A 25234-nucleotide genomic window follows, 5' to 3' on the forward strand; every position below is an offset into this window, starting at 1 on the left:
CCGCCGGACCCCGTCGGGACGAGTATCCCGGCGCGGCCGGGGCGGCCCGGTCAGCGGGGGTCGGCCCCCCGGCGGGCGGCCCCGAGGTGGCCCGCCGCCGCCTCGCCGAGCACGCCGGCGTCGACGGCCACCGTGACGATCGTGGCGCCCTCGGCGGCGAACCCCGTCGCCTCCTGCCCGCTGTACGCGTGCACGCCCACGGGCACGCCGGCGGCGACCGCCCGCGCGACGATCGAGGACAGCACGCCGCGCAGCTCCGCGCGGTGCTCCTCCCCCGCCAGCCCGAGGGACAGGGACAGGTCGCCGGGGCCGACGTACACGCCGTCCAGCCCCTCGACGGCGAGCAGGGCGTCGAGGTCGTCGAGTGCGCCGGCGCCCTCCACCATGAGCACGACCAGGGGCTCGTCCGCGCCGCCGGACAGCCGCCCGATCGACCGGGTCCCGGCCGGCGCGTACCGGGTGGCGGCCACCACCTCGCGGGCGTGCGCGGCGTCGCGGACGTTGGGCACGATCACGCCGCGGGCGCCGAGGTCGAGCGGGCGGCCGACGTCGGCGAAGGCGGGGCTGCGGGTCCGGACCAGCGGCACCGCGCCGGCCGCGGCGATGGCCGCCGCCGTCCCCGGCAGGTCGGCCTCGGCGGTGGCGCCGTGCTGCAGGTCCACGACGACGTAGTCGGCGCCGGTGCGCGACAGCAGCTCGCCGGTGACCGCGCCGGGCAACAGGCTCCACAGCCCGTACGCGGGCTCCCCCGCCGCCCACCGCCGCCGCAGGTCCGCCGCGCTCACCGCCATGCCGCCCCGTCCCCCGTCGTCCGCCGCCCGCCCCCGCCCGTCGTCCGGGCTCGGGCACCCGCCAGGCCGGCGCGCCACGGGCCGGGGCCCTCCGTCGCGGCCTGGCGGGGCAGATCCAGTTTCGGTAACCCCGGCCCGCACCGCGACCCGGCGCGCGGAACCGTCCCCGGAGGGTGAGCCCGGACCGCCCGGCGCCGGGCAGCATCCCCTCCGCCGGCCGGAGGAGGTGCGCCGTGGAGACCTCACGGACCCGACGGTGGGAGGCCCGCGGCGCGCTGGCGCTGGCCGCCGCCGCCCTGCTCGTGCTGCTGGAGTCCGCTAACGGACGCGGCCTGTGGCTGACGGCACTCGTGGTGGGGACCGCCGTCGCCGTCGTCGCCGGGGTCTTCTGGTTCCTGCGCCACGGCCGCGCCAAGCGGTGGTTCGCCCTCGCGCTGGTGGTGGCGGCCCCGCTCGCGCTCGTCGTCGTCTTCCTCGCCGAGGACCTGGTGCTGTCCGCCGTCCTGGCCGCGCTGCTCTGGGCCGCCGCGCTGGGCACCGCGCGCGCCGCGCTGCGGCCGGACCCGTCGGCGTGGGCGCTGCCGGTCACGGAGGTGCCGCCGCCCCGCCACCCGTTCCTCGTGATGAACCCGCGGTCCGGGGGCGGCAAGGTCGGCCGGTTCGCGCTGCGGGAGCGGGCGGAGGAGCTCGGCGCGGAGGTGGCGCTGCTGGACCGGCCGGGGACCGACGTGCAGCAGCTCGCCCGCGACGCGCTCGCCCGCGGCGCGGACCTGCTCGGCGTGGCCGGCGGTGACGGCACGCAGGCGCTGGTGGCCGACGTCGCCGCCGAGCACGGCGTGCCGTTCCTGGTGATCAGCGCCGGCACCCGCAACCACTTCGCGCTCGACCTCGGCCTGGACCGGGAGGACCCGTCCCGCTGCCTCGACGCGCTGCGCGACGGCGTGGAGGCGCGGATCGACCTGGGCGCGGTCAACGGGCGGCCGTTCGTGAACAACGCCTCCTTCGGCGCGTACGCCGAGATCGTCGAGGACCCCGGGTATCGGGAGGACAAGGCCGGCACCACCCTCGCGGCGCTGCCCGACCTCCTCAGCCGGCGGCGCGGGGCGCACCTGCGCGCCGAGGCGGGGTCGCTGGTGGTCGACGGGCCGCAGGCGGTGCTGGTCAGCAACGGCTCCTACGACGAGTCCGACCTCGCCGGGATCGGCCGCCGGTCCCGCCTGGACCGCGGCGTGCTCGGCGTGATCGCGATCCGGGTCGACAGCGCGCGCCAGGCCGTCGAGCTCCTGCGCGGCGCCCACCAGCGGGGCATCCGGACGGCGGAGGCGCGGGAGGTGCTGGTCACCGCCGACGTGCCCGAGGTCCCCGTCGGCATCGACGGCGAGACGGTGCGGCTGGCCACGCCGGTGCGGTGCACGGTCCGCCCGGGGGTGCTGCGGGTCCGGTTGCCGCGGGACCGCCCCGGCGTCCGCGCGCCGCGGGCCCGGGTGCAGTGGTCGTCGCTGTGGTCCCTGGCCCGGGGCCGGCCGCCAAGGGTGGAGCCGGCCGCTCCCCCGGCCGGGCCGGCACCGGTCGGCGCGGACCGGGCCGCTCAGGCGCCCGGCACGGACGGCTGAGCGCCGCTGCCCCGGCCCGCGTCCGGCGGCGCCTCCCGCGGGCCGGGGACGGGCGACGGCGGGGAGGCGGCCGGCCGGCCGGCGAGCGGCCAGTCGGCGCCGGTCTCCCGCCGGAAGGCCCGGACCGCGGCCCCGATCGTGGGGAAGAAGTCCCGCGCGCCGATCTCGCGGGCGAGGCCGTAGCGCTCGATCTTGCGGCGCACCGGGTCCTTGAGCTCGGCGAACACCAGGCTCTGTCCGCGGCCGGCGAGCGTCCGGTCCAGCTCGAACAGCACGTCGGCGGCGGTGGTGTCGACGTCGGTGATCGGCTCGGCCGCGACGACGACCCACCGGGGCGCGGGCTCGGAGCGGGCCAGCGCGGTCACCTCGTCCCGGAAGGTCTTGGCGTTGGCGAAGAACAGCGGCGCGTCGAACCGGTAGATGACCAGGCCCGGGAGCCGGCCGGCGTCGGGGTAGGAGTGCACGTCGTGGTAGCCGGGCAGGCCGGCGACCCGGCGCAGCTCGGTCTCGTAGGGGTGCCAGGCCCGGCGGAACACGTTGAGGATCGACAGGCCGACGGCGACCGCGATGCCCGGCAGCACCCCGAGCAGCGCCACGCCGGCGAAGGCGACCAGCGAGAGGGTGAACTCGACGCGGCGCTGGCGCCACAGCCGGACGGTGCCCGGGAGGTCGGCCAGCGACAGGGACGCGGTGATGACGACCGCCGCCAGCGCCGCCTGCGGCAGGTCGCGGAAGAGGCCGGGCAGGAAGACGATCATGACGAGCACCAGCGCGGCGCCGGTGACGCCGGTCAGCTGGGTGCGCGCGCCGGCCCGCTCGGCGACGGCGGTGCGCGAGGCGCTGGTGCTCACGGGGAAGCCCTGGAACAGCCCGGCGGCGAGGTTCGCCGTCCCGATGCCGACCATCTCCTGCCCACCGTGCACCTCCTGGCCGGTGCGCTGCGCGAACGACGACGCCGTCGAGATGGTGTCGGCCAGGGAGACCAGCGCGATCGCCAGCGCCCCGGCGACGAGCACGCCGAGGTCGGACCAGCCGACCGACGGGATCGTCAGCGGCGGGAAGCCCTGCGGCAGCTCGCCGACCAGGTCGACCCCGCGCTCCCCCAGGTCGAACGCCGCGCTGGCGGCGATGGCCAGGACGACCATGACCAGCACCGCCGGCACCTTGGGCCACCACCGCTGCAGCACGAGGACCAGCGCGACCCCGCCCAGCCCGACCGCCGCCGCGGCCGGCACCGCCTGCCCCTGCGCCACGCCCTCGGCGAAGCCGGCCGCCTCGCCGACGACGCCGTCGGCGTCCACGGAGAACCCGAGCAGCTTGGGCAGCTGGCCGACCAGGATGGTCAGGGCCAGCCCGTTCATGTAGCCGATCATGGTCGGCTTCGACAGCAGGTCGGCGACGAAGCCGAGGCCGGTCCAGCCGGCCACGACCATCACCACCCCGACCATGAGGGCGAGCACCGACGCCAGCGCGACCGCCCGCTCCGGGTCCCCGCCCGCGACCACCAGCGGGAGGACGGTCGCCGCGATCATCGGGCCGAGCGAGGAGTCGGGGCCGAGGACCAGGATGCGGGACGGGCCGAACACGGCGTACGCCAGCAGGCAGGTGATGGTCGTGTACAGGCCGGTGATCGCCGGCAGCCCCGCCAGCTCGGCGTAGGCCATGCCCTGCGGCACGAGCAGCGTGGTCAGGACCACCCCGGCGGCGACGTCGCGGGGCAGCCAGGCCCGGCGGTAGCCGTGCAGCGCCCGGAGCCCGGGCGGGACCGGCGCCCCGGCCCTCCCCGTCCGGCGGGAGCCGGCCGGGTCAGCCGGCCGTCCGCCGGACGCGGTAGCGCTCACGGAGCCGCTTCTCCACCAGGATCGGGACGAAGGCCTGCACCCGGGCACCGGCGAACGCCGCGAACGCGGCCACCGCCCGCGCCCGGACCTCGACGGGATCGGCGCCGTACTCCTGCGACAGCCGGGCGACGAGCGGGCCGAGGACCGCGTCCGCGCCGGGGACGGCGCCGTCGTCCGCCGAGAGCGGCTCGGCGACCACGCTCATCTCGTGCCTCCTCGCCCCGGGGGACGGACGTTCCCGGGACCGTGCCACGGTGCCGGAACGGGGCGGTCCCGGGCCTCACCCGCCGAGGACGAGGCCCGGGGACCCGCCCGCCGCGTCCAGCCGCCGCGCCAGGGGCCCGGCGAGGACGCCGAGCGCGTTGGTCGCCCAGTGCGCGCCGGCCGCGGCGACGACGCTGCCGCTGCGCCGGCGCAGCTCGCCGAACACCAGGCCGCCCACGGTGGTCACCGCGACGGTGCCCACCACCACGCCGGCGGGCAGGCCGCGGTCGCCGCCCTCGGCGGCCAGCACGGTCGGGACGTGCCACAGGCCGAACGCCGCCGCGGTGGTGACCAGCACCTGCCACGGCCGGCAGTGCCGGGCCAGCGCCGCCCAGAGCACCGCGCGGAACGCGACCTCCTCGAGGACCACCGTGCCCAGCGGGATGCTGAGGAGCACCTTCGCCAGCACGCCGGGGAGCGGGAGGTCGTAGCGGTCGTCCAGGAAGGCCGGCCGGGTCGGCGGGACCAGGACCCCCACGAGGTAGACGGCGCCGACGACGCCCACCGCCCCGAGCGCCCACCGGCAGCCCGCCGCCAGCCGGTCGCGGCCCAGGCCCAGCTCCGGCCAGCCGAGCCCGGACAGGCGCGCCCCCGCGAGCAGGGCGGCGCCGGTGAGGCCGCGCACCCACCACGGCGGCCGCACGAGCGGGCCGGCCACGGCCAGCACGGCGATCGCCGCGACGACGGTCCCGCTGCGCAGCCGGGCGCGGGCCGACGCCGTCACGGGCCCGCGCCGGCCGCGTCAGTACCGGCCGAGCAGCGGCCGCAGCCGCGCGGTGTCGGCGTCGGTCCACCCGGGCGGCTGCGCGACCGCGGCCCACGCGTCGGCGTAGTCGGCCGTGTACCGGTGGCCGTGCCCGTCCGGGGCGCTCGTGGAGAACGCCATGTCGGCGGTGACCTGCCAGAAGGTGACGAACGGCAGCCACGTCATGGCCTCCGACACGTCCGGCGCCCGCGGCCCCTCGAGCCAGCTCGGCCGGGTCAGCAGCAGCTGGGGGGACCACCAGACGATGGGGTCCGAGGCGTTCTGCAGGTAGACGACCCGGGAGTCCCCCCACGGCGCGGGCGGCGCGGCCAGGTCGGCGGCCTCGTCGGCGAACCGCGCGGTCCGCCCGCCGTCGAGCACCGGGCGCCACTCCGGCGACCCCTCGTCCCGGTCGGCGACCAGGTCCCGCCACAGCGCGTTGAAGTTCGGCGGCCCCGCCCAGACGACCCCGGAGGCCCGGTTCTGGATGTCGGCCAGACCGCTGAACGCGGCCTCCCCACCGAAGCTGCCGAGGCTCTCGCCGAGCACCAGCAGGTCCGGCCGCTCGGCCACCGGCAGCCGGGACCAGGTGCCGTACACCGCGTCGAACAGCGCCCGCCCGGCGTCCCGCGCCTTGGCCTGGTCGACGAGGAAGGACAGCCAGCTGGGCAGGTAGGAGTACTGCATGGACACCATCGCGGTGTCCCCGTTGAACACGTGCTCCAGCGCCGCGCCGGCCGCGGGGTCGACCCAGCCGGTCCCGGTGGTGGTGACCACGGCGAGCACCGCCCGGTCGAAGCCGCCGGCCCGCTCCAGGTCCCGGACGGCGAGGTCCGCGCGCTCCTCGACGTCCTCGGCCGACGCCAGCCCGGCGTACACGCGCACCGGCGGGAGCGCCGGCCGCCCCGAGAACGCGGCGAGGTCCTCCGGCGTCGGGCCGGTGCCCACGAAGATCCGCCCCTGCCGGCCGAGCTCCTCCCACCGCAGCAGCGAGCCCGGCCCCCCGGACCGCTCGGCGCCGGTGGGCCGGACGGCGCCCTCCCCCGTGCTGTCGTCCTGCACGCTGAACGCGGAGTTCGCGGCCTCGACCAGGCCCTGGAACAGCACGCCGTTCACCAGGAACAGCACCAGCGCCCCGATCCCCACGACGCCGAGCGGCCGGGCCAGCCGGCGCGGCAGGACGCGGCCCAGCAGCCGCACCAGCCCGCGCCCCAGCCACCGGACGCCCCGGCCCAGGGCGACCAGGAGCACGAAGAGCAGCACCGCCACGACGACGATGCCCGCGGAGGAGTACCCGCGCGGCGGGTCGAGCCCCATGAGCAGGTGGACCTCGCGCTGCCAGCGCGCGCCGAGCCACAGCGAGACCACGACCAGCGCCGTCCCGGCCACGGCCAGCACCTGCCACGCGCGGCGCCGGAAGCGCGCGGACATCCGGCGGTCGGTGGCCTCCGCGACGAACCAGGCGAGGCCGGTCCCCAGCCCGTAGCCGATCGCCGCGGTGATGCCCGCGACCAGGCCCTGGACCACCCAGCCGCGGGGCAGCAGCGACGGCGTCAGGGACAGGCAGCCGAGCAGCACGGCCCCGGCCAGCCCGCTCCACCGGTACCGCGGCAGCCGGCGCAGCCACCGGCGGCCCGGCCGGCGCGGGGGCCCCTCCTCCGGCGCCCGGCGCGGCGCGGGGACGGCGGGCGCCACCGAGGCGTCTCGGGTCACCGGTTCGGTCGTCATGGACGGCTCCACACGCACGTGGGGGCGCTGACGCTACGGACGCCCGGGGCGGCCGGGATCGCACCGGGCGGACGATGTGCGGCCCGCGGGCGGCCCCCCACGCTGCGGCCCATGCGAGCCGGACTCGAGGCGCACCTGGGCTCCCGGCAGGTCGGCCGGGTCGTCTACGGCTCGATCATCGGCCTGGCGCTGGTGGTCGCGGTCGAGCAGCACCCGCCGTCGCCGTGGGTGATGGCCGTGTGGCTGCTGGGGACCGCCGTGGCCGTGGGGCTCGCCGAGGTCTACAGCGGCGTGGTGGGCACCGAGACCAGCACGCGGCGGCGGGTCACGCGCACCGAGGTGGTGCACATGATCGAGGACGCCGGGGCGGTCGGGTTCGGCGTGGTGTTCCCCGCCGTCTTCTTCCTGCTGGCCGCGCTCGGCGTGCTCACGACCGGCACCGCGTTCACCGTCGCCAAGTGGTCCGGGGTGGGCCTGATCGGGTTCTACGGCTACTGGGCCGCCCGGTTCGCCGGGTCACCGCCCGGCTCCGCGGCGCTGCGGGGCGCGCTCGTGGCCCTCGTCGGCGCCGGGCTGGTCCTGCTCAAGTCGCTCGTGCACTGACCGGCCGACGGCGCACGGAGGGGCCCGGCCGCACGCGGCTGCGACCGGGCCCCGTCCTGCGGAGCGCTCAGCCCGTCGTCGCGGGCGCGGGCTCCTCGGTGTCGGCGAAGACCTCGCGCAGCTTGGCCTCCTGGTCGTTGCTGAGGTTGCTCTCCACCAGGGTCATCTCCTGGCCCTCGAACGCCTCCCGGACCCGGTCCACGACCGCGTCCGAGGAGAGGACGAACAGCGCCGAGGTCCCCGGCCGGATCTCCTCGCGCATCCGGCGGATGAAGGCGTCGTCGATGCCGACGTCGGTCATGCTGCCGGTGAGGGCGCCCATCGCCGCGCCGACCGCCATGCCGAGCAGCGGGACGAGGAAGATCAGGCCGAACAGCATCCCCCAGAACGCGCCGCCCAGAGCGCCGGCACCGGCCAGGTTGTGCAGCTGACGGGTCCGCGGCTTCCGCGCGCCCTCCGGGTAGGTGACGATCGCGGCGTCGTGGATCCTGATCAGCTCCCGGCGCTGCAGGTCGGCGAGCGTGGCCTGGGCCCGATCGGCGCCGCCGGCGGTCGGGAATGTCCAGACGGTCATGGTGGCCATGTACTTCCTCCCTCGGGATGGGTGGACCGGACCGGCGGCCCGGGGTCAGGAGTCGAGGATCCGGCTCTTCTGGAGGGCGAACTCGGCGTCGTCCAGGACGCCGGAGTCGTGCAGCCGGCCCAGCTCGCGCAGCTGGGCGAGCTTGGTGTCGGTGTCGGTGCGCGGCGGGGGCACCGACGCGGGCGGCGGCTGCGGTGGCGGCGCGGCGGCCGCGTCCTGCTGGGCCCACCGGTTGGCCTGGCGCCGCCGGACGCGGCCGGACACGGCGCTTGCCGTGCCTGCGACGACGGCCGTGCGTGCGACGCCGCGGAGCAGTCCTGGCATGTCGGCTCCTGTCCTCTCGGTCCTGTCCCCTGCGCGTCGGGCGGGCAGGGGTGGTCGTCCTGTGGGTCACCGGCCGCCGGCCGCTCCGCCTCCGGGGCGCAGGAAGGCGACGGCCACCAGCGCCAGGCCGAGGAAGAGCACCTGGATGCCGAAGAGGACGCACAGCACCAGGACCGTGGCCTCCGGCCAGGTGAGGGCCAGCACGCCGACGACCACGTCGACGACGCCGAGCGCGGCCAGCCAGCCCCGCCCGTCGACCCGGTCCCGCCCGACGACGGCCAGCGCGATCCGGCCGGCGCCGTGGACGATCAGCGACAGCCCGGTCACCAGCACGAGCGTCCACAGCGTCACGCCCGGCCAGACCGCGGCCAGCACGCCGCCGACCACGAGGACGGCGCCCAGCAGCACCGACGCCCCGCGGGAGCGCCCCGAGTCCCACCCGACGGCGATCTCCAGGAGCCCCCCGGCGATGAACGAGAGCCCGACGAGCAGGGCGAGGCTGCGCGCGGCGGCGACCGGGTTGGCCAGCAGCACGACCCCGAGGACCACCACGGCCAGGCCGAGCAGCCCGACCACCACGCGCGCGCCGCTGCGCCGGGGCGGGGCGGTCACGGAGGGACGGGACAGGTCGGTGCTCATCGCGGTCTCCTCCCGGCAGCGTTCCGGCGCCGAGGGTCGCCGTCCGGGGGCGGAACGGCCTCATCCCCACCGGATGAGGCCACCGCGCCGCCCGTCCCGGCACCGTCGGGCCATGAGCACAGGCGCAGCCGGACGCCGGACGGCCCGGACCACCACCACGACCCGGGACGCGCGCCGCGGGGGCGGCGGCACCGTGCTCGACGGGAGCGAGGTGCGGACCGGGACGGCGGTCGTCGTCGAGGACCGGCCCCCGCACGGGGCCGGGCGTCCGCCGCGGCCCACGCCGCAGCAGCGGCGGGCCGCCGGGAAGGCGCTGCGCGCCGGCGCCCCGCTCGACGCGCTCGCCGAGTCCCCGCGGGCCACCCGCACCCGCGACCCGCTCACCCTGCTCGAGGAGCAGGCGGCCGGCCGGGTGCCCGAGCTGGTGCCCATCCGCTGGGGGCGGATGCTGGCGTCCCCCTTCGCCTACTACCGCGGCGCCGCCCGCGTCATGGCCTCCGACCAGGCCGGAGCGTCCCGCTCGGGGCTGACCGTGCAGATGTGCGGGGACGCGCACGCGGCCAACTTCGGGCTGTTCGGTTCCCCCGAGCGGCGGCTGGTGTTCGACACCAACGACTTCGACGAGACCCTGCCCGGCCCGTTCGAGCACGACGTCCGGCGGCTGGTCGCCAGCCTGGAGCTGGCCGCCCGGGAGAACGGACTCCCCCGCAAGCAGCGGCGCGCGGTCACGGTCGCCGCCGGGGCGCGGTACCGGACGGCGATGGCGGAGTTCGCCGCTCAGCGGGACATCGAGGTCTGGTACGCCGGCCTCGACGCCGAGGCGCTGCAGCGCGACCTGGCCCCGCAGCTGGGACCGGGGGCGCGCAAGCGGCTGACCCGCGCGCTGGAGCGGGCGCGGACCCGCGACAGCCTCCAGGCGTTCGGCAAGCTCACCGAGGTGGTCGACGGCCGGCTGCGGATCAAGGCCGAGCCCCCGCTGCTGACGCCGTTGCGCGACCTCGTACCCGGGGCGGAGGGCCCGGACCCGGCCGGCGCCTTCCACGGCCTGATCCGGCAGTACCGGAGCTCGCTGCAGGTGGACCGCCGCACCCTGCTGGAGCGGTACGCGTACGTCGACATGGCCCGCAAGGTCGTCGGGGTGGGCAGCGTCGGCACCCGCTGCTGGGTGGTCCTGCTCGTCGGGCGCGACGACGACGACCCGCTGCTGCTCCAGGTCAAGGAGGCCGGCCCCTCGGTGCACGCCGAGTTCGTCGGGCCCAGCCGCTACACCCACCAGGGCGAGCGGGTGGTGGCCGGCCAGCGCCTCATGCAGCAGGCGAGCGACGTCTTCCTCGGTTGGGAGCGGACCGCGGGCGTCGACGGCGTGGAGCGGGACTTCTACCTCCGGCAGCTGCGGGACTGGAAGGGGTCGATCGAGCTCGGCGACCTGCGCCCCGAGGGGCTGCAGACCCTCGGCACGGTGTGCGCCTGGTGCCTGGCCCGGGCGCACGCCCGCACCGGCGACCGCATCGCGATCACCGGCTACCTGGGCTCCTCGCCGGCGTTCGAGCACGCGCTCGCCGACTACGCGGAGGCGTGCGCCGACGTCACCGAGGGCGACCACCGCCAGCTGGCCGAGGCGGCCGCCGCGGGCCGGGTGCCGGTGCAGCGCGACGTCTGACCCGGGTCACCCGGGCCGGGTGATCCGCGGCGCGGACGGGCACCGGGACGCTGCGCGCGTGGGAGGCCCGGCGAGCACCGACCGGCCACCCGGCGCCACCGCCGGGCCGGCAGCGTCGCCGCACGGCCTGCCCGGGCGCGGCCCGCTGCTGCGGGGTGCCGCGCGCACGCTGCTCACGACGTCGGGGCTGCTCGTCGTCTACGCCCTGCTCCCCCTCGACCGGGCGTTCACCGTGGGCACCGTCCTCGCGCTCGGTGCCGGGGTCCTCGCCGTCGGGGTGCTGGTCGTCGTGCAGGTGCGGGCGATCCTGCGCTCCCGGCACCCGGGGCTGCAGGCGGTCGAGGGCATCGCGCTGTCGCTGCCGCTGTTCCTCCTGCTGTTCGCGACCGTGTTCGTGCAGCTGTCCGGCACCGACCCGCGGGCGTTCAGCGAGCCGCTGGACCGCGTCGACGGCGTCTACTTCGTGGTCACCGTGTTCGCCACGGTGGGCTTCGGGGACATCAGCGCGGTCAGCACCGTCGCCCGGGTCCTCACCACCGTGCTGATGGTCGGCGACCTGGTGCTCATCGGGCTCGTGCTCAAGCTGTTCCTCGGCGCGGTGGACCGCCGCCGGGCGACCCAGTCGGACGGCCCGGCCCCCGGCGGGGACGGCTGACCCGGCCCGCTCACGAGGCCAGCAGCCGGTTCTTCACCCGGAGGAACTCCTCCTCGGACAGGACGCCGGCGTCCCGGGCGGCGCCCAGGCGCAGCAGCAGGTCGAGCCGGTCCTCGAGGGTGGAGATCGCCTCGGGAGGCAGGGCCGGGACCAGCCGCTCGGCGTCGGGGACCGGCACCGGCGCCGGCAGCGGTCCCGCTCCCTCGGGCCCACCGGCCGTCCCGGCTGCCACCGCCGTCCCCGCCGCCGCCGTCCCCGCTGCCGTCGCGGCGGCACCGACCAGCACGCCGCCCGCCTCCGGCCCCGGGCGGGGGGCGGGCACCCCGGCCGGCACTGCCTCCGCGGCGGGGACGCCCGGTCCCGGCGCGGCCGGGGCCGCGGTCTGCGCGCGGCCGCTCAGCCACTCCAGGGCACCGATCCACAGTGCCACCAGGGCGCCGACCCAGATCAGCACCGACAGGGTGGGTGACGGCCAGAGCAGCAGGACCACGGCACCGAGCGCGATGCCGGCCCACCGCGCCGGGCCGAGGTGGTCGCGCACCGCCGCGCCCCACCGGGCGGTCCGGCCGGGCAGGTCCAGGCCGTCGGCGAACGCGCGCGCCCAGGCGACGGTCCGCCGCGTCCAGGGCTCCCGGGCGGTGACCACGGCCCCGGGCTCGGTGCCGTCGGCCGCCTCCCCGGCGGTGGCCGCCCGCGCCGCCCGCGCCCGCTCCCGGCGCCGCTGCAGCTCGACCCGGGCCGACGCCGCTCCCCGCCGCACGCCGGCGGCGAGGCCGAGCCGGCCCCACGCGACGGTCAACACGCCGAGGAGCACGGCGCCGACGAGCAGCCACAGCGTCCAGGACCGCAGGTCGCCGGCGAAGACGTCGTACACCGCGCCGACGGCGTCCCGGTTGTCCGGCCGGGCCCCCTGGACCACCAGGCCGCGGCCGATCCGCAGGGCGAGCAGGACCAGCAGGGCGAGGACCGCCGTGGTCACCGCCCACGCCCGCAGGGTGCCGCGCCGGTGCCGGGAGACGGCGAGCGCGCCCGCGAGCGTGCCGAGAGACACCAGGCCCAGCCACCACCAGACCGACCGGAGCAGGTCGACGGCGTTGTAGACCTCCGGGTTCTGCGCCGGGGTCAGGAGGGTGACGCCGACGTCGTCGGGCACGAGGTCGAGGACCTGGCCGGCGATGCCCTCCCGGACCGAGTCGGGGATGCGGTCCTTCGCCTGCCCGAGCGTGAATCGCACCGCCTCGCCGGCGACCAGCTGGTCGTGCGCGGAGGTGAGCGCGGCCTCGGTCAGCGGGCGGAACGGATCGGAGGCCAGCAGCCGGCTCACGCCGGCCGACACGAGCGAGCTGACGCCGCCCTCCACCGTCGACCGGTACGTCTGCAGCCGCTCGGGCAGCGCCGCGACGACGTCGTCGATGGCGGTCTGCACCTCGCTGGTGGCCATCACCGTCGTCGTGACCTGCTCGGTGACGCGGGCCTCCACCGCCGGGAGGTCCACGACCGTCTCCACGTTGGTCACGAACGCCTGGGTGTCGACCACGTTCTGGCGCAGCCACAGCGACGTGCTCGCCAGGACGAGGGCGACGGTGCTGACGAGCAGCAGCAGACCGGTCGCGAAGCGGCGCACGGGACCCACCTCCCTGCCGCGGCAGGGGCGGGACGCCCGCCGACGGCGTCCCACCCTGGGGGGCACGGGGTCCGCGGTTCATCACCCACGGGGGATGAGGCGACCGCCGGTCCCCGGCAGCACGGTCGCCGCCATGACCGACACCCTCCCGCCCGCGACCGCCCGGCCCGAGACGGCCATCGCCGACCACGGGATCATCGGTGACCTGCAGACCGCCGCGCTGGTCACCACCGACGGGTCGATCGACTGGTTCTGCTCCCCCCGGTTCGACTCGCCGAGCGTCTTCGGCGCGATCCTGGACGACGAGCGCGGTGGGCACTTCCGCATCCGCCCGGCCGGCACCGAGTACACGTCCTCGCAGATGTACCTGCCGGACACCGCCGTCCTCGTGACCCGCTTCTTCACCCCGGGCGGCATGGGGCAGGTCCTCGACTTCATGCCGATGGCCGGCACCGCGGCCACCGACGACCACCGCATCGTGCGCGTGGTCCAGTGCGTCCGGGGGCGGGTGGACTTCGAGATCGACGTCGCCCCGCGCTTCGACTACGGCCGGCAGGCCCACCGGGTGGAGGCCTCCTCCGGCGGCGCCGTCTTCACGTCCGACAGCGCCCGGATGACGCTGCACCTGGTCCGCGAGCCCGACGACGAGCGGCTGGGGCAGGCCCGGCTGGACGGCACCGACGTGCACGCCACGCTCACGCTGGAGGCGGGGCAGGTCCGCGGCGTCGTGCTGCAGACCGGCGCGGAGGCCCGGCCGCGGGAGGTCCGCCCGTCCGAGATCCGGGCGCTGCTCGCCGAGACGATCGCCGGCTGGCGGTCCTGGGTGGACCGGTCCACCTACCGCGGCCGCTGGCGCGAGGACGTCCAGCGGTCGGCGATCACGCTGAAGCTCATGACCTACGCGCCCAGCGGCGGCATCGTGGCGGCCCCGACGGCGGCCCTGCCCGAGCAGGTCGGCGGGGAGCGCAACTGGGACTACCGCTTCACCTGGGTGCGGGACGCGTCGTTCTCCGTGCACGCGCTGCTGCGGCTGGGGATGCGCGAGGAGGCGGGGCACTTCGGGCGCTGGCTCGGCGACCGGATCCGCGAGCGGGCGGGCAGCGACAGCGGGCCGCTCAACATCATGTACCGGATCGACGGCTCCTCCGACCTCAAGGAGGACGTGCTGGAGCACTGGCGCGGCTACCGGGGCTCGGCCCCGGTGCGCATCGGCAACGGCGCGGCCGAGCAGCTGCAGCTCGACATCTACGGCGAGGCGCTGGACAGCCTCTACAGCGGCATCCGGGCCGGCCTGCCGCTGCCCGCGCAGGGCTGGGCGGCGGTCACCCGGGTGCTCGACTGGCTGGCCGACAACTGGGACCAGCCGGAGGAGGGCATCTGGGAGACCCGCGGCGGGCGGGAGCCGTTCACCTACGGGCGGGTCATGAGCTGGGTGGCCTTCGACCGCGGCATCCGGCTGGCGACCGAGCACGGCCGGCCCGCCTCCCTCGGGCGCTGGACCGCCGAGCGGGACGCCGTCTACCGCCAGGTGCTCGAGCGCGGCTTCCACCGCACCCGCAACGCCTTCGTCCAGCACTACGACACCGACGTCCTGGACTCCGCGCTGCTGCGGATGCCCACCGTCGGGTTCATCGACGGCCGCGACCCGATGTGGGAGTCGACCCTGCGGGCGATGGACCGCGAGCTGGTGACCGACAGCCTGGTCTACCGCTACGACCCCGAGGCCTCTCCCGACGGGCTGCGCGGGTCGGAGGGGACGTTCTCGCTGTGCACGTTCGCCTACGTCGACGCGCTCACCCGCGCCGGCCGGCTCGAGGACGCCCGCACCGCCTTCGAGAAGATGCTGACCTACGGCAACCACGTGGGCCTGTACTCCGAGGAGATCGCCCTCACCGGCGAGCAGATCGGCAACTTCCCGCAGGCGTTCACCCACCTGGCCCTCATCGACGCGGCCGTCACCCTCGACGCGGCCCTCGACGGGCGCGCGCCGCACGTCGTCGGCGCCGGCTGAGCCGGCCGGGTCGTCCGCGCAGGGGGAGGTCCGGCGGCGCCCGCGCTGCCGAGGCTGGGCACCGCCGGTCCACCCCCCGCCGCCGGCCCACCCCAGGAGGAGCCATGACCCAGACCGTCCCCGACGACACCCTCGACGCCCTCGCCCGGGGGGACGCCCCGGTCATCGAGACCGTCCTCGCCATGAACCTCGACGCGCTCGAGCGCTCCGGCCTGGACCCCGACACCTACCTGCTCGTCCGCCTGGCCGTGCTCGTGGCCGTCGGCGCACCGCCGGCGTCCTACGCGGTCACCCTCGGCATGGCCCAGGACTCGGGCGTCACGGTCGAGCAGGCGCAGGCCGTGCTCGTCGCCATCGCCCCGCTGGTGGGCACCCCGCGCATCACCGCGGCCGCCGGCAACATCCTGCGCGCCGTCCTGGGCGCGGAGGCGCTGGCCGACGCCATCCCCGAGCAGCGCACGTCCTGACCCCGCCCGCCGCGGCGCCGATCCCCACCCGGAGGACCTCCCGTGACCAGGACCGGCGCCGCGGGCGCGGCGGCCACCGCGACGGCCGGGGCGGTCGTCCTGCCGCTCGCCCTCGCGCAGTTCATCGCCAGCTACGCGGCGTCGAACATGAACGTCGCGATCAGCACGATCGCCGACGACCTCGACACCGACGTCGCGGGGATCCAGACCACCATCACGCTGTTCACGCTGACGATGGCGGCGCTGATGATCCCCGGCAGCAAGCTCACCGACATCTGGGGCCGCAAGCGCTGCTTCGTCCTCGGCCTGGCGGTCTACGGCGCCGGCGCCCTGCTGGCCGCGCTCGCGCCGGGGCTGCTCCTGCTGACCGTCGGCTACTCGCTCCTCGAGGGGATCGGGTCGGCGCTGCTCATCCCGCCGATCTACATCCTCATCACCGTCGTGTTCGACGACGTGAAGACCCGCGCCAAGTGGTTCGGCGTCGTCAGCGGCGCCGCGGGACTGGGTGCCGCCGCCGGGCCGCTGATCGGCGGCCTGATCACCAGCTACGTGAGCTGGCGGGCGTCGTTCGTGCTGCAGGCCGTGGTCGTGGCCCTGATCGTGCTGCTCGCCCGCCGGATCGACGACCCGCCGCTGCCGGCGCAGCGCCCGCGCTTCGACCTGCTGGGTGCCGTCCTGTCGGCCGCCGGGCTGTTCCTCGTCGTCTTCGGGATCCTGCAGACCGGGACCCAGGGCTGGACCTCGTCCCGGGTGTGGGTCCTGGTCGCCCTCGGCGGCGTGTTCCTGGCCGTCTTCCTCCTCCACGCGCAGAACCGCGAGCGGCACGGCCGCACGCCGCTGGTCTCGCCGTCGCTGTTCCGCAACCGCACGTCGAACCTGGGGCTGACCACCCAGACCGTGCAGTGGCTGGTCATGCAGGGCTCGTTCTTCGTGATCTCGGTCTTCCTGCAGCAGGAGCGGGGCTACTCGGCCGTGCAGACCGGGCTGATGCTGGTGCCCGCCACCGTGGGCATCCTGCTGGCCTCCGGGGCGGCGCAGCGGATGGCCAGCCGGCACCCGCAGCGCCTGCTGATCCGGGCCGGCTTCACGCTCACCGTCGCGGGGCTCGCGCTGCTGCTGGCGCTGGCCCGCCAGGACTCCGCGATCTGGACCTTCTGGCCCGGGCTGTTCCTCATGGGCTTCGGTGTCGGCGCGATGCTGACCGCGTCGGTCAACGTGGTGCAGTCGGCGTGGCCGGAGAACGTCCAGGGCGACATCTCCGGGGTCTCGCGCAGCGTCTCCAACCTCGGGTCCTCGCTCGGCGTCGCGATCGCCGGCTCGGTGCTCGTGGGCGCGGCCGCCGCGGGCAACCCCCCGTTCCTCACCGCGATCGTCGTGGTCGGCGGGTTCGCCGTCGTGGGGTGGCTGGCCGCCTTCCTGCTCCCCCACCCGCCGCGCCGGGCGCCCGCGCCGCCCGCGTGACCCCCGGGACCCGCCGTGGACGGCACGCTGCACCCCGTCCGGTGGTTCACCCTGGGCTCGGGGCCGCTCAAGCGCGGCACCGACCGGCTGCAGGTGCTCGGCCGGCTCGCCGTCGTCCTCGCCCTGCTGGCCGCCGCACCCCTGGCGGTGGCCGCCACGACCGCCACGCGGCACTCCCTCGAGGCGCAGGCCGAGGCGCAGGCCGCCGAGCGGCACCGCGTGCGCGCCGTGCTGCTCGAGGACGCTCCCGGCGTGGACCACCTGGAGGGGGCCGGGGACCGCGTGGCCGGGGCGGTGCCGGCGCCCGCCACCTGGCCGGGGCGGTACGGGGAGCCGCGCGAGGGCGTCCTGCACGTGCGCCCCGGCGCCCCGGCCGGGACGGGGGTGTCCGTGTGGGTGGACGCCGGCGGCAGGGTCACCCGGGAACCGCTCGACCCCGCCACCATCCCGGGGTCGGCGGTGGCGACGGGGGGCCTGGTCCTCGTCGGCGTGCCGCTGGTGACGGGGCTGCTGTACGTGGTCCTGTGCTGGTCCCTGGACGCCCGCCGGGACCGGCAGTGGACCGAGGGCTGGACCGCCGTCGAGCGGGGGTGGAGCGCCCGGCCCTGAGGGGCCGGACGCCGCTCAGGGCCGCTCGGCGGGGGCCGGCTGCTCCGCCTCGAGGGCGTCGAGCGCCGCGAGGATCGCCTGGACCGGGACGTGGCCGGAGGCGACCAGCTGGCCGCCGGAGCGCCGCAGCGCGCGGGCGAACGGCGCCGCCCAGACGTTCTCGTAGACGAGGATGCCCGCCGCGGTGCCCGGGTCCAGCGCCGCGGCGGCCTCGGCGAGGTCGTCGTCGCCGAGGAGGCCGGAGCGCGCGCCGTCGAACAGCGCCGCCTCGAGGACCTGCATCCGCCGGAGGTCGCTCTGCTCCAGGGCCGTGACGGAGCCGTCCGCGTCCTTGCGCAGGAACACCAGGTCCAGGATGCGGATCACGCCGCGGTCGACGAGGTCGACCAGCAGCGGGAGAGCCTCGCCGGTCATGCGGTCGGCCGGGAAGGCGACGACGAGGTAGTCGACCGGTCCCATCTGGTCGAGGTCGGGGTCGGTCGGCTGCTGGAGGTCCGTGGTCATCTCTGCCCCAGGGGGTGCGGGTGGACGGCGGTCGACCCAGCGTCGGCGCGGGGGCCGCCGGTCCACGTCCCCCCGCGCGGACGATCCGCACGACGGCGGGGGTACCCGTCCCCGGGACGGGCACCCCCGCGCGCAACGGCGGTCAGCGGTAGTCGGACTTCAGCTCCCGCCCGTGGACGATGATCGCGTAGATCACGATGACGTCGATCGTGATCATGAGGACCGACCACACCGGGTACGCGGCGATGAACGCGAGGTTCACCAGCGCGCTCAGGAACGCGATGCAGACGCCGACCACGCGGGCGGCCATGTTGCCCGCCAGGAGGCCGAGCCCCGCCGCGATCCCGACGGCGCCGATGATCATGTGCGTCCAGCCCCAGACGTCGTAGTCGACGTTCACGGCCAGGCCGGAGTCCGCGACCAGGTAGAAGCCGTCGTCGAAGACGGCGATGAGCCCCTGGATGATCTGGAACGTGCCGAGCATGACGAGCATGACGCCGGCGAAGACGACCCAGCCCGCCCAGCCGCTGGGCCGCTCCTCGAGGGGTTGCTGCTCGTAGCGCGGCCGCGGCACCGACGTGCTCGTCGACGTCGCGTCCGCGCGCGAGGTGTCTGTCACGTGCCTCTCCTCCTCGGTCCGGCCCCGGGTCCCGGTGACCCGTGCGACGGGCGGGACCGGGGCGTGTGCGGCAGCAGCGTGGGGCCGCGGCGGGCGGGCGGGCATCGTCCGCTCCGCATGACCCCGGTCACCTCCCGCCGCGGCGACCCGCCCGCCGGGAGGTCAGACCAGGCCGAGCTCGCGGGCCCGCCGGACCGCCTGGTTGCGCCGGCTGACGGCGAGCTTGCGCAGGATGCTGCGGATGTGCGTGCGGACGGTGTTCACCGAGATGAACATGGTCGCCGCGATCTCCGCCGTGGACAGCATCCCCGCCAGGTGCCGCAGCACCTCGGTCTCCCGGTCGCTGAGCTCCTGGACCACGTCCGGCACCTCCCGGGCGGCCGCCGGGCGGGCCCCGCCCGGGCGCGGCGCGCTGGTCGCCGACGGGTTCAGCCAGGCGGCGGGCCCCTGCAGACGGGGCTGCGTGCGCAGCAGCCGCCGGGCCTGGGGCAGGGTGTCGACGAACGGCCAGCGCAGCAGCTCGGGCCGGGCCGTCTCCAGCGCCTCGGCGAGCTCGTCCACCGCGGCGGGCGCGTGGCCGCCCTCCAGCAGCTGGCAGGCGCGGATGACCCGGGCCTCGACGACGGCGGCCGGTGCCCGCGTCTGCGTCGGCTCGGTCGGCGTCACCGCCGTGGGGTCGCCGGACAGGAGGTCGACCGTCGCGCGCAGCCGCCGGCTCCACGGCTCGTCGCCCCGGGTCTCCCGGAGGATCGACAGCCCGTCGGTGACGTGGCCGCGGGCGACCGCGAGCCGGACCACCTCGCTGATCACCGGCTCGGCCACCCACCGGGGCAGGCGCGGCCCCCGCAGGTGCGGGCCCAGGCACCGCTCCGCCGCGTCGTACTCGTGCCGCAGCCGCAGCAGCTGGCTCTGCAGCACCGCGAGGAGCGGCTCCGCGTGGGCGGCGCCGGCCGTGCCGTCGCCCCGGGACCGCGTGCGGGCGTGCGCCCGGCCCAGCCACTCGCGGGCCGCGGGGAGGTCGTAGCGGCGCAGGTGCGTCCACGCGAGCGCAGTTGCCGACGCCGGCTCGCGGGCGGCGTCGTCCCGGCCCTCCCCGGCCGCGAGCCTCTCGGCCTCGCCGGCCAGCTCGACGGCGCGGTTGAGCCGGCCCTCGAGGGCCTCGAGCAGGCCGAGGGAGGCGACGGTGCTGCTGCGCAGGTGCCGCGAGCCCGCCGACTGGGCCGCGGCCGCCGCCGAGCGCAACCCGGCGGCCAGCTGCCCGGTGGGCTCGTCGGTGCCGAGGGCCGCGGTGGCGCGCAGGGCGCCCAGCACCGCGGCGCCCTCCCGCCGGTCGTCGTCCGGGAGAGCGGCGATCAGCGGCGCCGCGGCGTCGGCCTCGGCGAGCCGGGCGCCGGCGGGGACCCCGGAGTCGGCGGCGGTGGCCAGCGAGGCGAGCGCGGCCGAGGCGCGCAGGGCCGGCCGGGAGCCCTCCCCGCGGGCCGCCGCGACGTCGGCGAGGTCGGCGGCGGCGGGCGCGGCCCCGTCGGTCAGGGCGACCGCGGTGCGGAGCACGGCGGCGTCGGGGCCGCGGAACCGCTCGGGCAGCGCGCGCACCCCGTCCAGGGTGGGGTCGGTGCCGTGCGCCAGCAGGCGCGGGACGAGCAGGTCGTCGACCATCAGCCGTGCGACCACCGGCCAGTCCTCCGCGGCGACGGCGTGACCGACCGCCTCGGGCACCCGGCCGGCCGCCGCGTACCAGGCCGCGCAGGTGCGGTGCAGGGCGGCGACGTCGCCGGGGTGGTCGTAGGCCAGCTGGGCCTGCAGCATCTCCCGGAACAGGGGGTGGACCCGGTACCCGCCGGGCGCGCCGGGCGCGACCTCGACGAACGCGTTGGCGCGCGCGAGGCCCGCGAGGACCCGCCGGCCGATCGGCCGCCCGCACAGCCGGTCCACCAGGTCGGGCCACAGCTCCGCGGTCACGCTGACCCGCAGCAGGAACCTCCGCACCGGGGCCGGCTGCCGCTGCAGCACCTCCGCGAACAGGTACTGCGCCACGCTGCCGTCGTCCTGCGCGAGCGAGGTCACCAGGTGCTCGGGGGACGCCCCCTGCCTGAGAGCGGCGCCCGCCAGCCGCAGGCCGACCGCCCACCCCTGTGCCTCCGCGTGGAGCCTCCGGGCGACCTCCGGCGACACCGGCACGCCCATGGCGGCGAACAGCTCCCGGGTCTCGTCCGCGGTGAAGGCCAGCTCGTCCGCGCGGATCTCCGAGACGGTCCCGGCCAGCCGGTACTGGTGCAGCGGCACCGGGGGGTCCGCGCGGGCGCACAGCACCAGCCGCAGCCTGCCCCCGGAGTGCCGGACCAGCAGGTCCAGCCCGGTGCCGATCGACCGGTCCTGCACGTGGTCGGCGTCGTCGACCACCAGCGTCACCGGCCGGGGCAGCGCGGCCACCCGGCCGGCGAGGGACGGGACGAACCCGGGCGGCTCCGGCTCCCCGGGCTCGAGGGACGACAGGCCGGCGCGCGCGAGCCCCACCGACTCCAGCGCACCGACGACGTAGCTCCAGAACGCCGCGGCGTCGTCGTAGTCGTCGAGGGTGAGCCAGGCGACCGGGCCGTCGTCCGGCCGGCTGCGTGCCCACGAGGCCGCCAGCACCGTCTTGCCCGACCCCGCCGGCCCGCTGACCAGGGTCAGGGGCGACCGCTGCACCGCCTGGGTGAGCGCGGTGGTCAGCCGCGGCCGGAGGACGGTGGCCTCCCCCGGCTCGGGCGGGGTGAGTTTGGAGGCCAGCAGGGCGGGACCGGATCGCGCAGCGGCGGGCACCGCCGTCCCCGACCCGGTCGCGTGGATCGGCGACAGACTCGCCATGGCGCGTCCTCCCGCGTGCGGTGCAGGCCGTCCCCCGTTCCGGAGCCTCCCTATGGGCGCCTACCGGGCCGGACGTGCGACCGGCCCCTACCCCAGCCTGGCCGTCTCGCCTGCGGGACCTCAGAGCCGAAGGTCACCGGCCTCCCCGTCCACGGAACCCGCGGTGGCGAGGCGGGAGGTCACCGGAGCCTCCCGCCCCGCTGGGGGGACGGGTTCATCCATTCCGGATGAGGGACGGCCCCGGCCCCTGCCGGACGCTGGCGGCTCCGAGGGCGGGAGGGCGCATGGTCCTGACAGCGGGCGGCGTCCCCCGGTGGCCGTGAACCCCGGTGGTCCACCGGCCGAGGGGCTGCGGCCGGCCGGGGCACCGCCGGTCTCCCCGCCACCGGACCGGTTCGACGCCGACGGCGCGGTCCGGGACGTGGTGCAGGCGGCGGTCGCGGTGCTCGAGGTGACCGCCGCGCTGGCCCGCCTCCTCGCCGACAGCGCCGCCACCCGCCGCCGCGCCGTCACCGCGCGGCTGCCGCGGCCCGGGCGCGCCCCGGAGGTGCTCGCCCACCCGGTGGCGGCGACGGCGCGCGCGCTGGCCGGGGCGGCCGACCGCGTGGTCCCGGCGGTGGCCCGGGGACTGCTCGCCCGCCTCGACGTCCCGGCACTGGTCGGCGAGTTCGTGGACCTCGACCGCCTGGCGGCCCTGGTCGACGTCGACGCGGTGGCCGACCGGGTCGACGTCGGCCGGGTGCTGGACCGGGTCGACCTCGACGCCGTCGTGGCGCGCGTGGACCTCGACCGCGCCGTGGCCCGCGTCGACCTCGACGCCGCGGTCGGCCGGGTCGACGTCGACGCGGTGGCCGACCGGGTCGACGTCGCCCGGGTGCTGGACCGGGTCGACCTCGACGCCGTCGTGGCGCGCGTGGACCTCGACCGCGCCGTGGCCCGGGTCGACCTCGACGCCGCGGTGGACCGGGTCGACGTCGGCCGGGTGCTGGACCGGGTGGACCTCGACGGCGTGGTCGACCGGGTGGACCTGGACCGCGCCGTGGCCCGGGTCGACCTCGACGCCGCGGTGGACCGGGTGGACCTCGACCGCGCGGCCGCGCGCCTCGACCTCGACGCCGCGGCCCTCCGCATGGACCTCGCCGGCCTCGCGCGGTACGTGGTCGAGGTCATCGACCTGCCCGGCCTGCTGCGCGCCTCGACCGGCTCGGTGACCTCGGAGGTGGTGCGCTCCGTGCGCGACCAGGGCGCCGACGCCGACCGGGCGGTGGAGCGGGTCGTCGACCGGCTGCTGCGCCGGCACGCGCGGCGGACCACGGCGAGTGACGGCGTCCGCGGCCCCGCCGGTCCGGAGCCGTCGTGACCCGGGCCGAGGAGCGGCGCGGCACGCGGGCCGCCGTCCCGGCACCGGCGCCGGTGGAGCGCGCGGGGCCGCGGGGCGGCCGCGCCGGCCTGGTCACCCGCGCGCTGGCCAACGTGGTCGACCTGCTGGTGGTCGCGCTGCTGGTGGTCGGGGGCTACGCGGCGGTCGCGGCCGCCCGGTTCCTCGTGAACCCGGCCGGCTTCTCCTTCCCCGCGCCGTCGTCGTCGGCGCTGCTGTCCTGGGCGCTCGGGGTGCTGGCGGTCTACCTCACCGTCACCTGGGCCGACGCCGGGCGGACCTACGGGGACCGGCTGCTCGGGCTGCGGGTCGGTGACGACCGCGGGGACCGGCTGGGCTGGGGACGGTCCGCGGTGCGGGCGGTGCTGTGCGTGGCGTTCCCCGTCGGCCTGCTGTGGGTGCTGGTCAGCCGGGGCAACCGGTCGGTGCAGGACCTGGTGCTGCGGACCTCGGTCGTCTACGACCGGCCGCCGCCCCCGGTCGTCCCTGGCGGACGATGACCGCCGCCGGACCGCGGGGCAGGCTCGGGGTGTCCGGGACGCCGTGCCCCGTGCGCCCCGGCCCCGGCAGCACCGGGCCGCGACGACCGGCGGGAGGTCCGTCATGCCCACCCTGGCGCCGACCCCGGACCGCTTCACCGTCCTCGACTCCCTCATCGTGCGGGCACTGGCCGAGCTCCGGACCGCGCGGCGGGCCTGCGGCCGGCCGGGCGACGCGAGGGCCCTCGAACTGGCCCTCGAGCTGCGGACGCAGGCCGAGGCCAACCTCAACGCCCTCCTCGAGTACCGGCACGCCGCGCAGCGGCGGTGACCCGGCCGTCCCCCGCGGACGAGGCTCCGGCGGGCGACGCCGGAGGAGGGTCGGTGCGCGCGACACCCGACCGGGGAGGACCCGTGCCACCGCGTGAGGCGACGTCCGGGACGGTCCGCGCCGGGACCGCCCCGGCGCGCCTCCCGTCCCCGCTGCTCGTCGCGGCCGCGCACCGGCTGGCCGCCCGGCTGCTGGGGGACACGGGGACGCGCTGGCGGCACGAGCAGGGGGTGGCGCGGCGCGCGGAGGAGGCGGCGGCCGCGGTCGCCCCCGCCGATCGGCCGCTGCTGCTGGCCGCCGCGTGGCTGCACGACATCGGCTACGCCCCGGAGGTCCGGCGCACGGGCTTCCACCCGCTCGACGGCGCCCAGTACCTGCGCGACCGCGGCTGGCACCCCGTGGTCGTCGGGCTGGTCGCCCACCACTCCGGCGCCCGCTTCGTCGCCGACGAGCGCGGGCTCGGGCAGCGGGTGCGGGACCTCGACCCCGGCGGGTGCGCCTCCGGTCCGCTGGCCGACGCGCTGACCTACGCCGACCAGACCACGGCCGCCGACGGCCGCACCGTCGACGTCGAGGACCGCTTCGCCGACGTGCTCGGCCGACACGGCCCCGACAGTGCCACCGCCCGGGCCCACCCCCGGCGCGCGCCGGTCGTCCGGGCCGCCGTCGCGCGCACCGAGCGGCGCCTCGCGCACCTGCACGGTCTGCGGGCCGTCCCCTCCCACGACGGGGGGACGGGCGCCGCCGAGGGCTCCAGCTCCCCCGCCCGGGCGGCCGATGGGACCGGGTGACGCCGCACCGCCCCTCCCCCCGCTGGTACCCCGCCGAGGACCCCTGGGAGTGGGCCGGCCGGCACGGGCTCTGGCGCGGGGACGACGTCGCCGCCACGGCGCTGGTGCTCGCGGCCGCCGAGCACGCCGAGGACGCCTCCCCCTGGGCGGGCGGCCAGGTCGTGCGGCTGGTCCGGTCCGTCCTCGACGACGCCTCCCCCGCCGCGAGCCGGCTGGCCGCCGCGCTCACCGGTCCCGCCGCCGCGCTCGGCGAGGTCGCGGCGACGCCGCTGGTGCACGTGCGGGCGGCGGTCGCCGCCCGGCCCGACCTGCCCGGCGACGTCGCGGCCGTGCTCGACCGGGACGAGGCGCTGCGGCGGGCCCGGCAGCGGGTCGCGGCCGCGCCGGCGGCGGACGCGCGCGGCCTGGTCGGGGAGTTCCGCGCGTGGTCGCTGGGCCGGGCGCTGCTGCGGCAGCGCGGCACGTGGGCCGGCCGGGCCCGGCTGGCGGTGCGCCTCGACGAGGAGGCCGCGGACCTGCTCGCGGAGCTCGGCCGGACGCCGGCCGCCGACCTGCTCGTCCGCGCCACCGGCGGGCGCGCGGCCCGCGGCTGAGCCGCCGCCCGCACTGCGGGACCGCGCCCGCTCGGGGAGGGTGGCGGGGGCCCCGCCCGGGGCCGCGGACCGCG

General features: G+C 77.6%; 25 protein-coding genes. 13 read left to right on the top strand and 12 right to left on the bottom strand.

What is annotated here, in order from left to right; genetic code table 11:
- Positions 1 to 50: 50 nt before the first annotated feature.
- Positions 51 to 791 carry an HpcH/HpaI aldolase family protein gene (locus ACI8AR_RS06495; RefSeq protein WP_457050259.1) on the bottom strand — a complete coding sequence of 247 codons (741 nt, stop codon included), beginning with the start codon at positions 789 to 791 and terminating at the stop codon, positions 51 to 53.
- Positions 792 to 1024: 233 nt separating this feature from the next.
- On the opposite strand from ACI8AR_RS06495, the gene ACI8AR_RS06500 reads away from it, so the two are divergent.
- Positions 1025 to 2404, top strand: coding sequence for a diacylglycerol/lipid kinase family protein (locus tag ACI8AR_RS06500; RefSeq protein ID WP_457050260.1), 1380 nt, complete (start codon positions 1025 to 1027; stop codon positions 2402 to 2404).
- On the opposite strand, the gene ACI8AR_RS06505 is transcribed toward ACI8AR_RS06500, so the two are convergent.
- The 4 genes from ACI8AR_RS06505 to ACI8AR_RS06520 form a co-directional block, all read right to left on the bottom strand.
- On the bottom strand, positions 2380 to 4245 hold the full coding sequence (locus ACI8AR_RS06505) for a SulP family inorganic anion transporter (RefSeq protein WP_457050261.1): 1866 nt from the start codon (positions 4243 to 4245) through the stop codon (positions 2380 to 2382). The genes ACI8AR_RS06500 and ACI8AR_RS06505 overlap by 25 nt on opposite strands.
- Positions 4211 to 4450, bottom strand: coding sequence for a three-helix bundle dimerization domain-containing protein (locus ACI8AR_RS06510; RefSeq protein ID WP_456927222.1), 240 nt, complete (start codon positions 4448 to 4450; stop codon positions 4211 to 4213). Before ACI8AR_RS06510 ends, ACI8AR_RS06505 begins: the two co-directional genes overlap by 35 nt.
- Positions 4451 to 4525: 75 nt before the next feature.
- Positions 4526 to 5233, bottom strand: a complete 708-nt coding sequence (locus ACI8AR_RS06515) for a CPBP family intramembrane glutamic endopeptidase (RefSeq protein ID WP_457050262.1) — start codon at positions 5231 to 5233, stop codon at positions 4526 to 4528.
- An 18-nt stretch (positions 5234 to 5251) separates the two neighbouring features.
- Positions 5252 to 6982 carry an alpha/beta hydrolase gene (locus ACI8AR_RS06520; protein WP_457050263.1) on the bottom strand — a complete coding sequence of 577 codons (1731 nt, stop codon included), beginning with the start codon at positions 6980 to 6982 and terminating at the stop codon, positions 5252 to 5254.
- Positions 6983 to 7093: 111 nt separating this feature from the next.
- Between ACI8AR_RS06520 and ACI8AR_RS06525 the strand changes: the two genes are divergently transcribed.
- Positions 7094 to 7585: a hypothetical protein gene (locus tag ACI8AR_RS06525; RefSeq protein WP_457050264.1), complete on the top strand. Its 492-nt coding sequence runs from the start codon at positions 7094 to 7096 to the stop codon at positions 7583 to 7585.
- 67 nt (positions 7586 to 7652) lie between these two features.
- Here ACI8AR_RS06525 and ACI8AR_RS06530 read toward each other — a convergent pair whose 3' ends face one another.
- From ACI8AR_RS06530 to ACI8AR_RS06540, 3 genes are all read right to left on the bottom strand, one after another.
- Complete coding sequence (locus tag ACI8AR_RS06530; protein WP_457050265.1) at positions 7653 to 8159, bottom strand: DUF1269 domain-containing protein; 507 nt, start codon at positions 8157 to 8159, stop codon at positions 7653 to 7655.
- A gap of 54 nt (positions 8160 to 8213) precedes the next feature.
- Positions 8214 to 8432, bottom strand: a complete 219-nt coding sequence (locus ACI8AR_RS06535) for an SHOCT domain-containing protein (protein WP_457050266.1) — start codon at positions 8430 to 8432, stop codon at positions 8214 to 8216.
- Between the two features lie 126 nt (positions 8433 to 8558).
- Complete coding sequence (locus tag ACI8AR_RS06540) at positions 8559 to 9131, bottom strand: HdeD family acid-resistance protein (protein ID WP_457050267.1); 573 nt, start codon at positions 9129 to 9131, stop codon at positions 8559 to 8561.
- 112 nt (positions 9132 to 9243) lie between these two features.
- Here ACI8AR_RS06540 and ACI8AR_RS06545 point away from each other — a divergent pair, with 112 nt between their 5' ends.
- Together ACI8AR_RS06545 and ACI8AR_RS06550 are read left to right on the top strand one after the other, a co-directional pair.
- Positions 9244 to 10791 (top strand): DUF2252 domain-containing protein, encoded by a 1548-nt coding sequence (locus tag ACI8AR_RS06545; protein WP_457050268.1) that lies wholly within the window; start codon positions 9244 to 9246, stop codon positions 10789 to 10791.
- 58 nt (positions 10792 to 10849) lie between these two features.
- Positions 10850 to 11446: a potassium channel family protein gene (locus ACI8AR_RS06550; RefSeq protein ID WP_457050269.1), complete on the top strand. Its 597-nt coding sequence runs from the start codon at positions 10850 to 10852 to the stop codon at positions 11444 to 11446.
- Between the two features lie 10 nt (positions 11447 to 11456).
- On the opposite strand, the gene ACI8AR_RS06555 is transcribed toward ACI8AR_RS06550, so the two are convergent.
- Positions 11457 to 13070, bottom strand: a complete 1614-nt coding sequence (locus ACI8AR_RS06555) for a hypothetical protein (RefSeq protein WP_457050270.1) — start codon at positions 13068 to 13070, stop codon at positions 11457 to 11459.
- Positions 13071 to 13203: 133 nt separating this feature from the next.
- On the opposite strand from ACI8AR_RS06555, the gene ACI8AR_RS06560 reads away from it, so the two are divergent.
- The 4 genes from ACI8AR_RS06560 (at position 13204) to ACI8AR_RS06575 (ending at position 17618) form a co-directional block, all read left to right on the top strand.
- Complete coding sequence (locus ACI8AR_RS06560; RefSeq protein WP_457050271.1) at positions 13204 to 15081, top strand: glycoside hydrolase family 15 protein; 1878 nt, start codon at positions 13204 to 13206, stop codon at positions 15079 to 15081.
- A gap of 104 nt (positions 15082 to 15185) precedes the next feature.
- Positions 15186 to 15548, top strand: coding sequence for a carboxymuconolactone decarboxylase family protein (locus tag ACI8AR_RS06565; protein WP_457050272.1), 363 nt, complete (start codon positions 15186 to 15188; stop codon positions 15546 to 15548).
- Positions 15549 to 15590: 42 nt separating this feature from the next.
- Positions 15591 to 17009 carry an MFS transporter gene (locus ACI8AR_RS06570; protein ID WP_457050273.1) on the top strand — a complete coding sequence of 473 codons (1419 nt, stop codon included), beginning with the start codon at positions 15591 to 15593 and terminating at the stop codon, positions 17007 to 17009.
- 15 nt (positions 17010 to 17024) lie between these two features.
- Positions 17025 to 17618, top strand: a complete 594-nt coding sequence (locus ACI8AR_RS06575) for an Rv1733c family protein (protein ID WP_457050274.1) — start codon at positions 17025 to 17027, stop codon at positions 17616 to 17618.
- A gap of 15 nt (positions 17619 to 17633) precedes the next feature.
- Here the strand turns inward: ACI8AR_RS06575 and ACI8AR_RS06580 are convergent, their stop codons facing one another.
- From ACI8AR_RS06580 to ACI8AR_RS06590, 3 genes are all read right to left on the bottom strand, one after another.
- Positions 17634 to 18122: a DUF6325 family protein gene (locus ACI8AR_RS06580; RefSeq protein WP_457050275.1), complete on the bottom strand. Its 489-nt coding sequence runs from the start codon at positions 18120 to 18122 to the stop codon at positions 17634 to 17636.
- A 142-nt stretch (positions 18123 to 18264) separates the two neighbouring features.
- Positions 18265 to 18741: a DUF7144 family membrane protein gene (locus tag ACI8AR_RS06585; protein ID WP_456936399.1), complete on the bottom strand. Its 477-nt coding sequence runs from the start codon at positions 18739 to 18741 to the stop codon at positions 18265 to 18267.
- A 162-nt stretch (positions 18742 to 18903) separates the two neighbouring features.
- A complete protein-coding gene (locus ACI8AR_RS06590; RefSeq protein ID WP_457050276.1) occupies positions 18904 to 21588 on the bottom strand; it encodes a LuxR C-terminal-related transcriptional regulator in 2685 nt (894 codons plus the stop codon).
- 313 nt (positions 21589 to 21901) lie between these two features.
- Between ACI8AR_RS06590 and ACI8AR_RS06595 the strand changes: the two genes are divergently transcribed.
- The 5 genes from ACI8AR_RS06595 to ACI8AR_RS06615 all read left to right on the top strand — a co-directional run bounded on the left by ACI8AR_RS06595 (position 21902) and on the right by ACI8AR_RS06615 (position 25160).
- Positions 21902 to 22948, top strand: coding sequence for a hypothetical protein (locus ACI8AR_RS06595; RefSeq protein WP_457050277.1), 1047 nt, complete (start codon positions 21902 to 21904; stop codon positions 22946 to 22948).
- Positions 22945 to 23466: an RDD family protein gene (locus ACI8AR_RS06600; protein ID WP_457050278.1), complete on the top strand. Its 522-nt coding sequence runs from the start codon at positions 22945 to 22947 to the stop codon at positions 23464 to 23466. The genes ACI8AR_RS06595 and ACI8AR_RS06600 overlap by 4 nt, the downstream gene beginning before the upstream one ends.
- A 103-nt stretch (positions 23467 to 23569) precedes the next feature.
- The gene (locus ACI8AR_RS06605; RefSeq protein ID WP_457050279.1) at positions 23570 to 23776 is read left to right on the top strand and encodes a hypothetical protein; all 207 of its coding nucleotides are present in this window, start codon (positions 23570 to 23572) and stop codon (positions 23774 to 23776) included.
- A gap of 83 nt (positions 23777 to 23859) precedes the next feature.
- Positions 23860 to 24567 carry an HDIG domain-containing metalloprotein gene (locus ACI8AR_RS06610; RefSeq protein ID WP_457050280.1) on the top strand — a complete coding sequence of 236 codons (708 nt, stop codon included), beginning with the start codon at positions 23860 to 23862 and terminating at the stop codon, positions 24565 to 24567.
- Positions 24564 to 25160 carry a hypothetical protein gene (locus ACI8AR_RS06615; protein WP_457050281.1) on the top strand — a complete coding sequence of 199 codons (597 nt, stop codon included), beginning with the start codon at positions 24564 to 24566 and terminating at the stop codon, positions 25158 to 25160. The genes ACI8AR_RS06610 and ACI8AR_RS06615 overlap by 4 nt, the downstream gene beginning before the upstream one ends.
- Positions 25161 to 25234 lie beyond the last annotated feature (74 nt).

It is taken from the genome of Geodermatophilus sp. SYSU D01036, from assembly GCF_054050435.1.

Bases quoted from the DNA above. Each gene is read 5' to 3' on its own strand.
- ACI8AR_RS06530 (WP_457050265.1), bottom strand. From the start codon at position 8,159: ATGACCGTCTGGACATTCCCGACCGCCGGCGGCGCCGATCGGGCCCAG.
- ACI8AR_RS06510 (WP_456927222.1), bottom strand. From the start codon at position 4,450: ATGAGCGTGGTCGCCGAGCCGCTCTCGGCGGACGACGGCGCCGTCCCC.
- ACI8AR_RS06545 (WP_457050268.1), top strand. From the start codon at position 9,244: ATGAGCACAGGCGCAGCCGGACGCCGGACGGCCCGGACCACCACCACG.
- ACI8AR_RS06525 (WP_457050264.1), top strand. From the start codon at position 7,094: ATGCGAGCCGGACTCGAGGCGCACCTGGGCTCCCGGCAGGTCGGCCGG.
- ACI8AR_RS06605 (WP_457050279.1), top strand. From the start codon at position 23,570: ATGCCCACCCTGGCGCCGACCCCGGACCGCTTCACCGTCCTCGACTCC.
- ACI8AR_RS06565 (WP_457050272.1), top strand. From the start codon at position 15,186: ATGACCCAGACCGTCCCCGACGACACCCTCGACGCCCTCGCCCGGGGG.
- ACI8AR_RS06540 (WP_457050267.1), bottom strand. From the start codon at position 9,131: ATGAGCACCGACCTGTCCCGTCCCTCCGTGACCGCCCCGCCCCGGCGC.
- ACI8AR_RS06580 (WP_457050275.1), bottom strand. From the start codon at position 18,122: ATGACCACGGACCTCCAGCAGCCGACCGACCCCGACCTCGACCAGATG.
- ACI8AR_RS06520 (WP_457050263.1), bottom strand. From the start codon at position 6,982: ATGACGACCGAACCGGTGACCCGAGACGCCTCGGTGGCGCCCGCCGTC.
- ACI8AR_RS06590 (WP_457050276.1), bottom strand. From the start codon at position 21,588: ATGGCGAGTCTGTCGCCGATCCACGCGACCGGGTCGGGGACGGCGGTG.
- ACI8AR_RS06560 (WP_457050271.1), top strand. From the start codon at position 13,204: ATGACCGACACCCTCCCGCCCGCGACCGCCCGGCCCGAGACGGCCATC.
- ACI8AR_RS06495 (WP_457050259.1), bottom strand. From the start codon at position 791: ATGGCGGTGAGCGCGGCGGACCTGCGGCGGCGGTGGGCGGCGGGGGAG.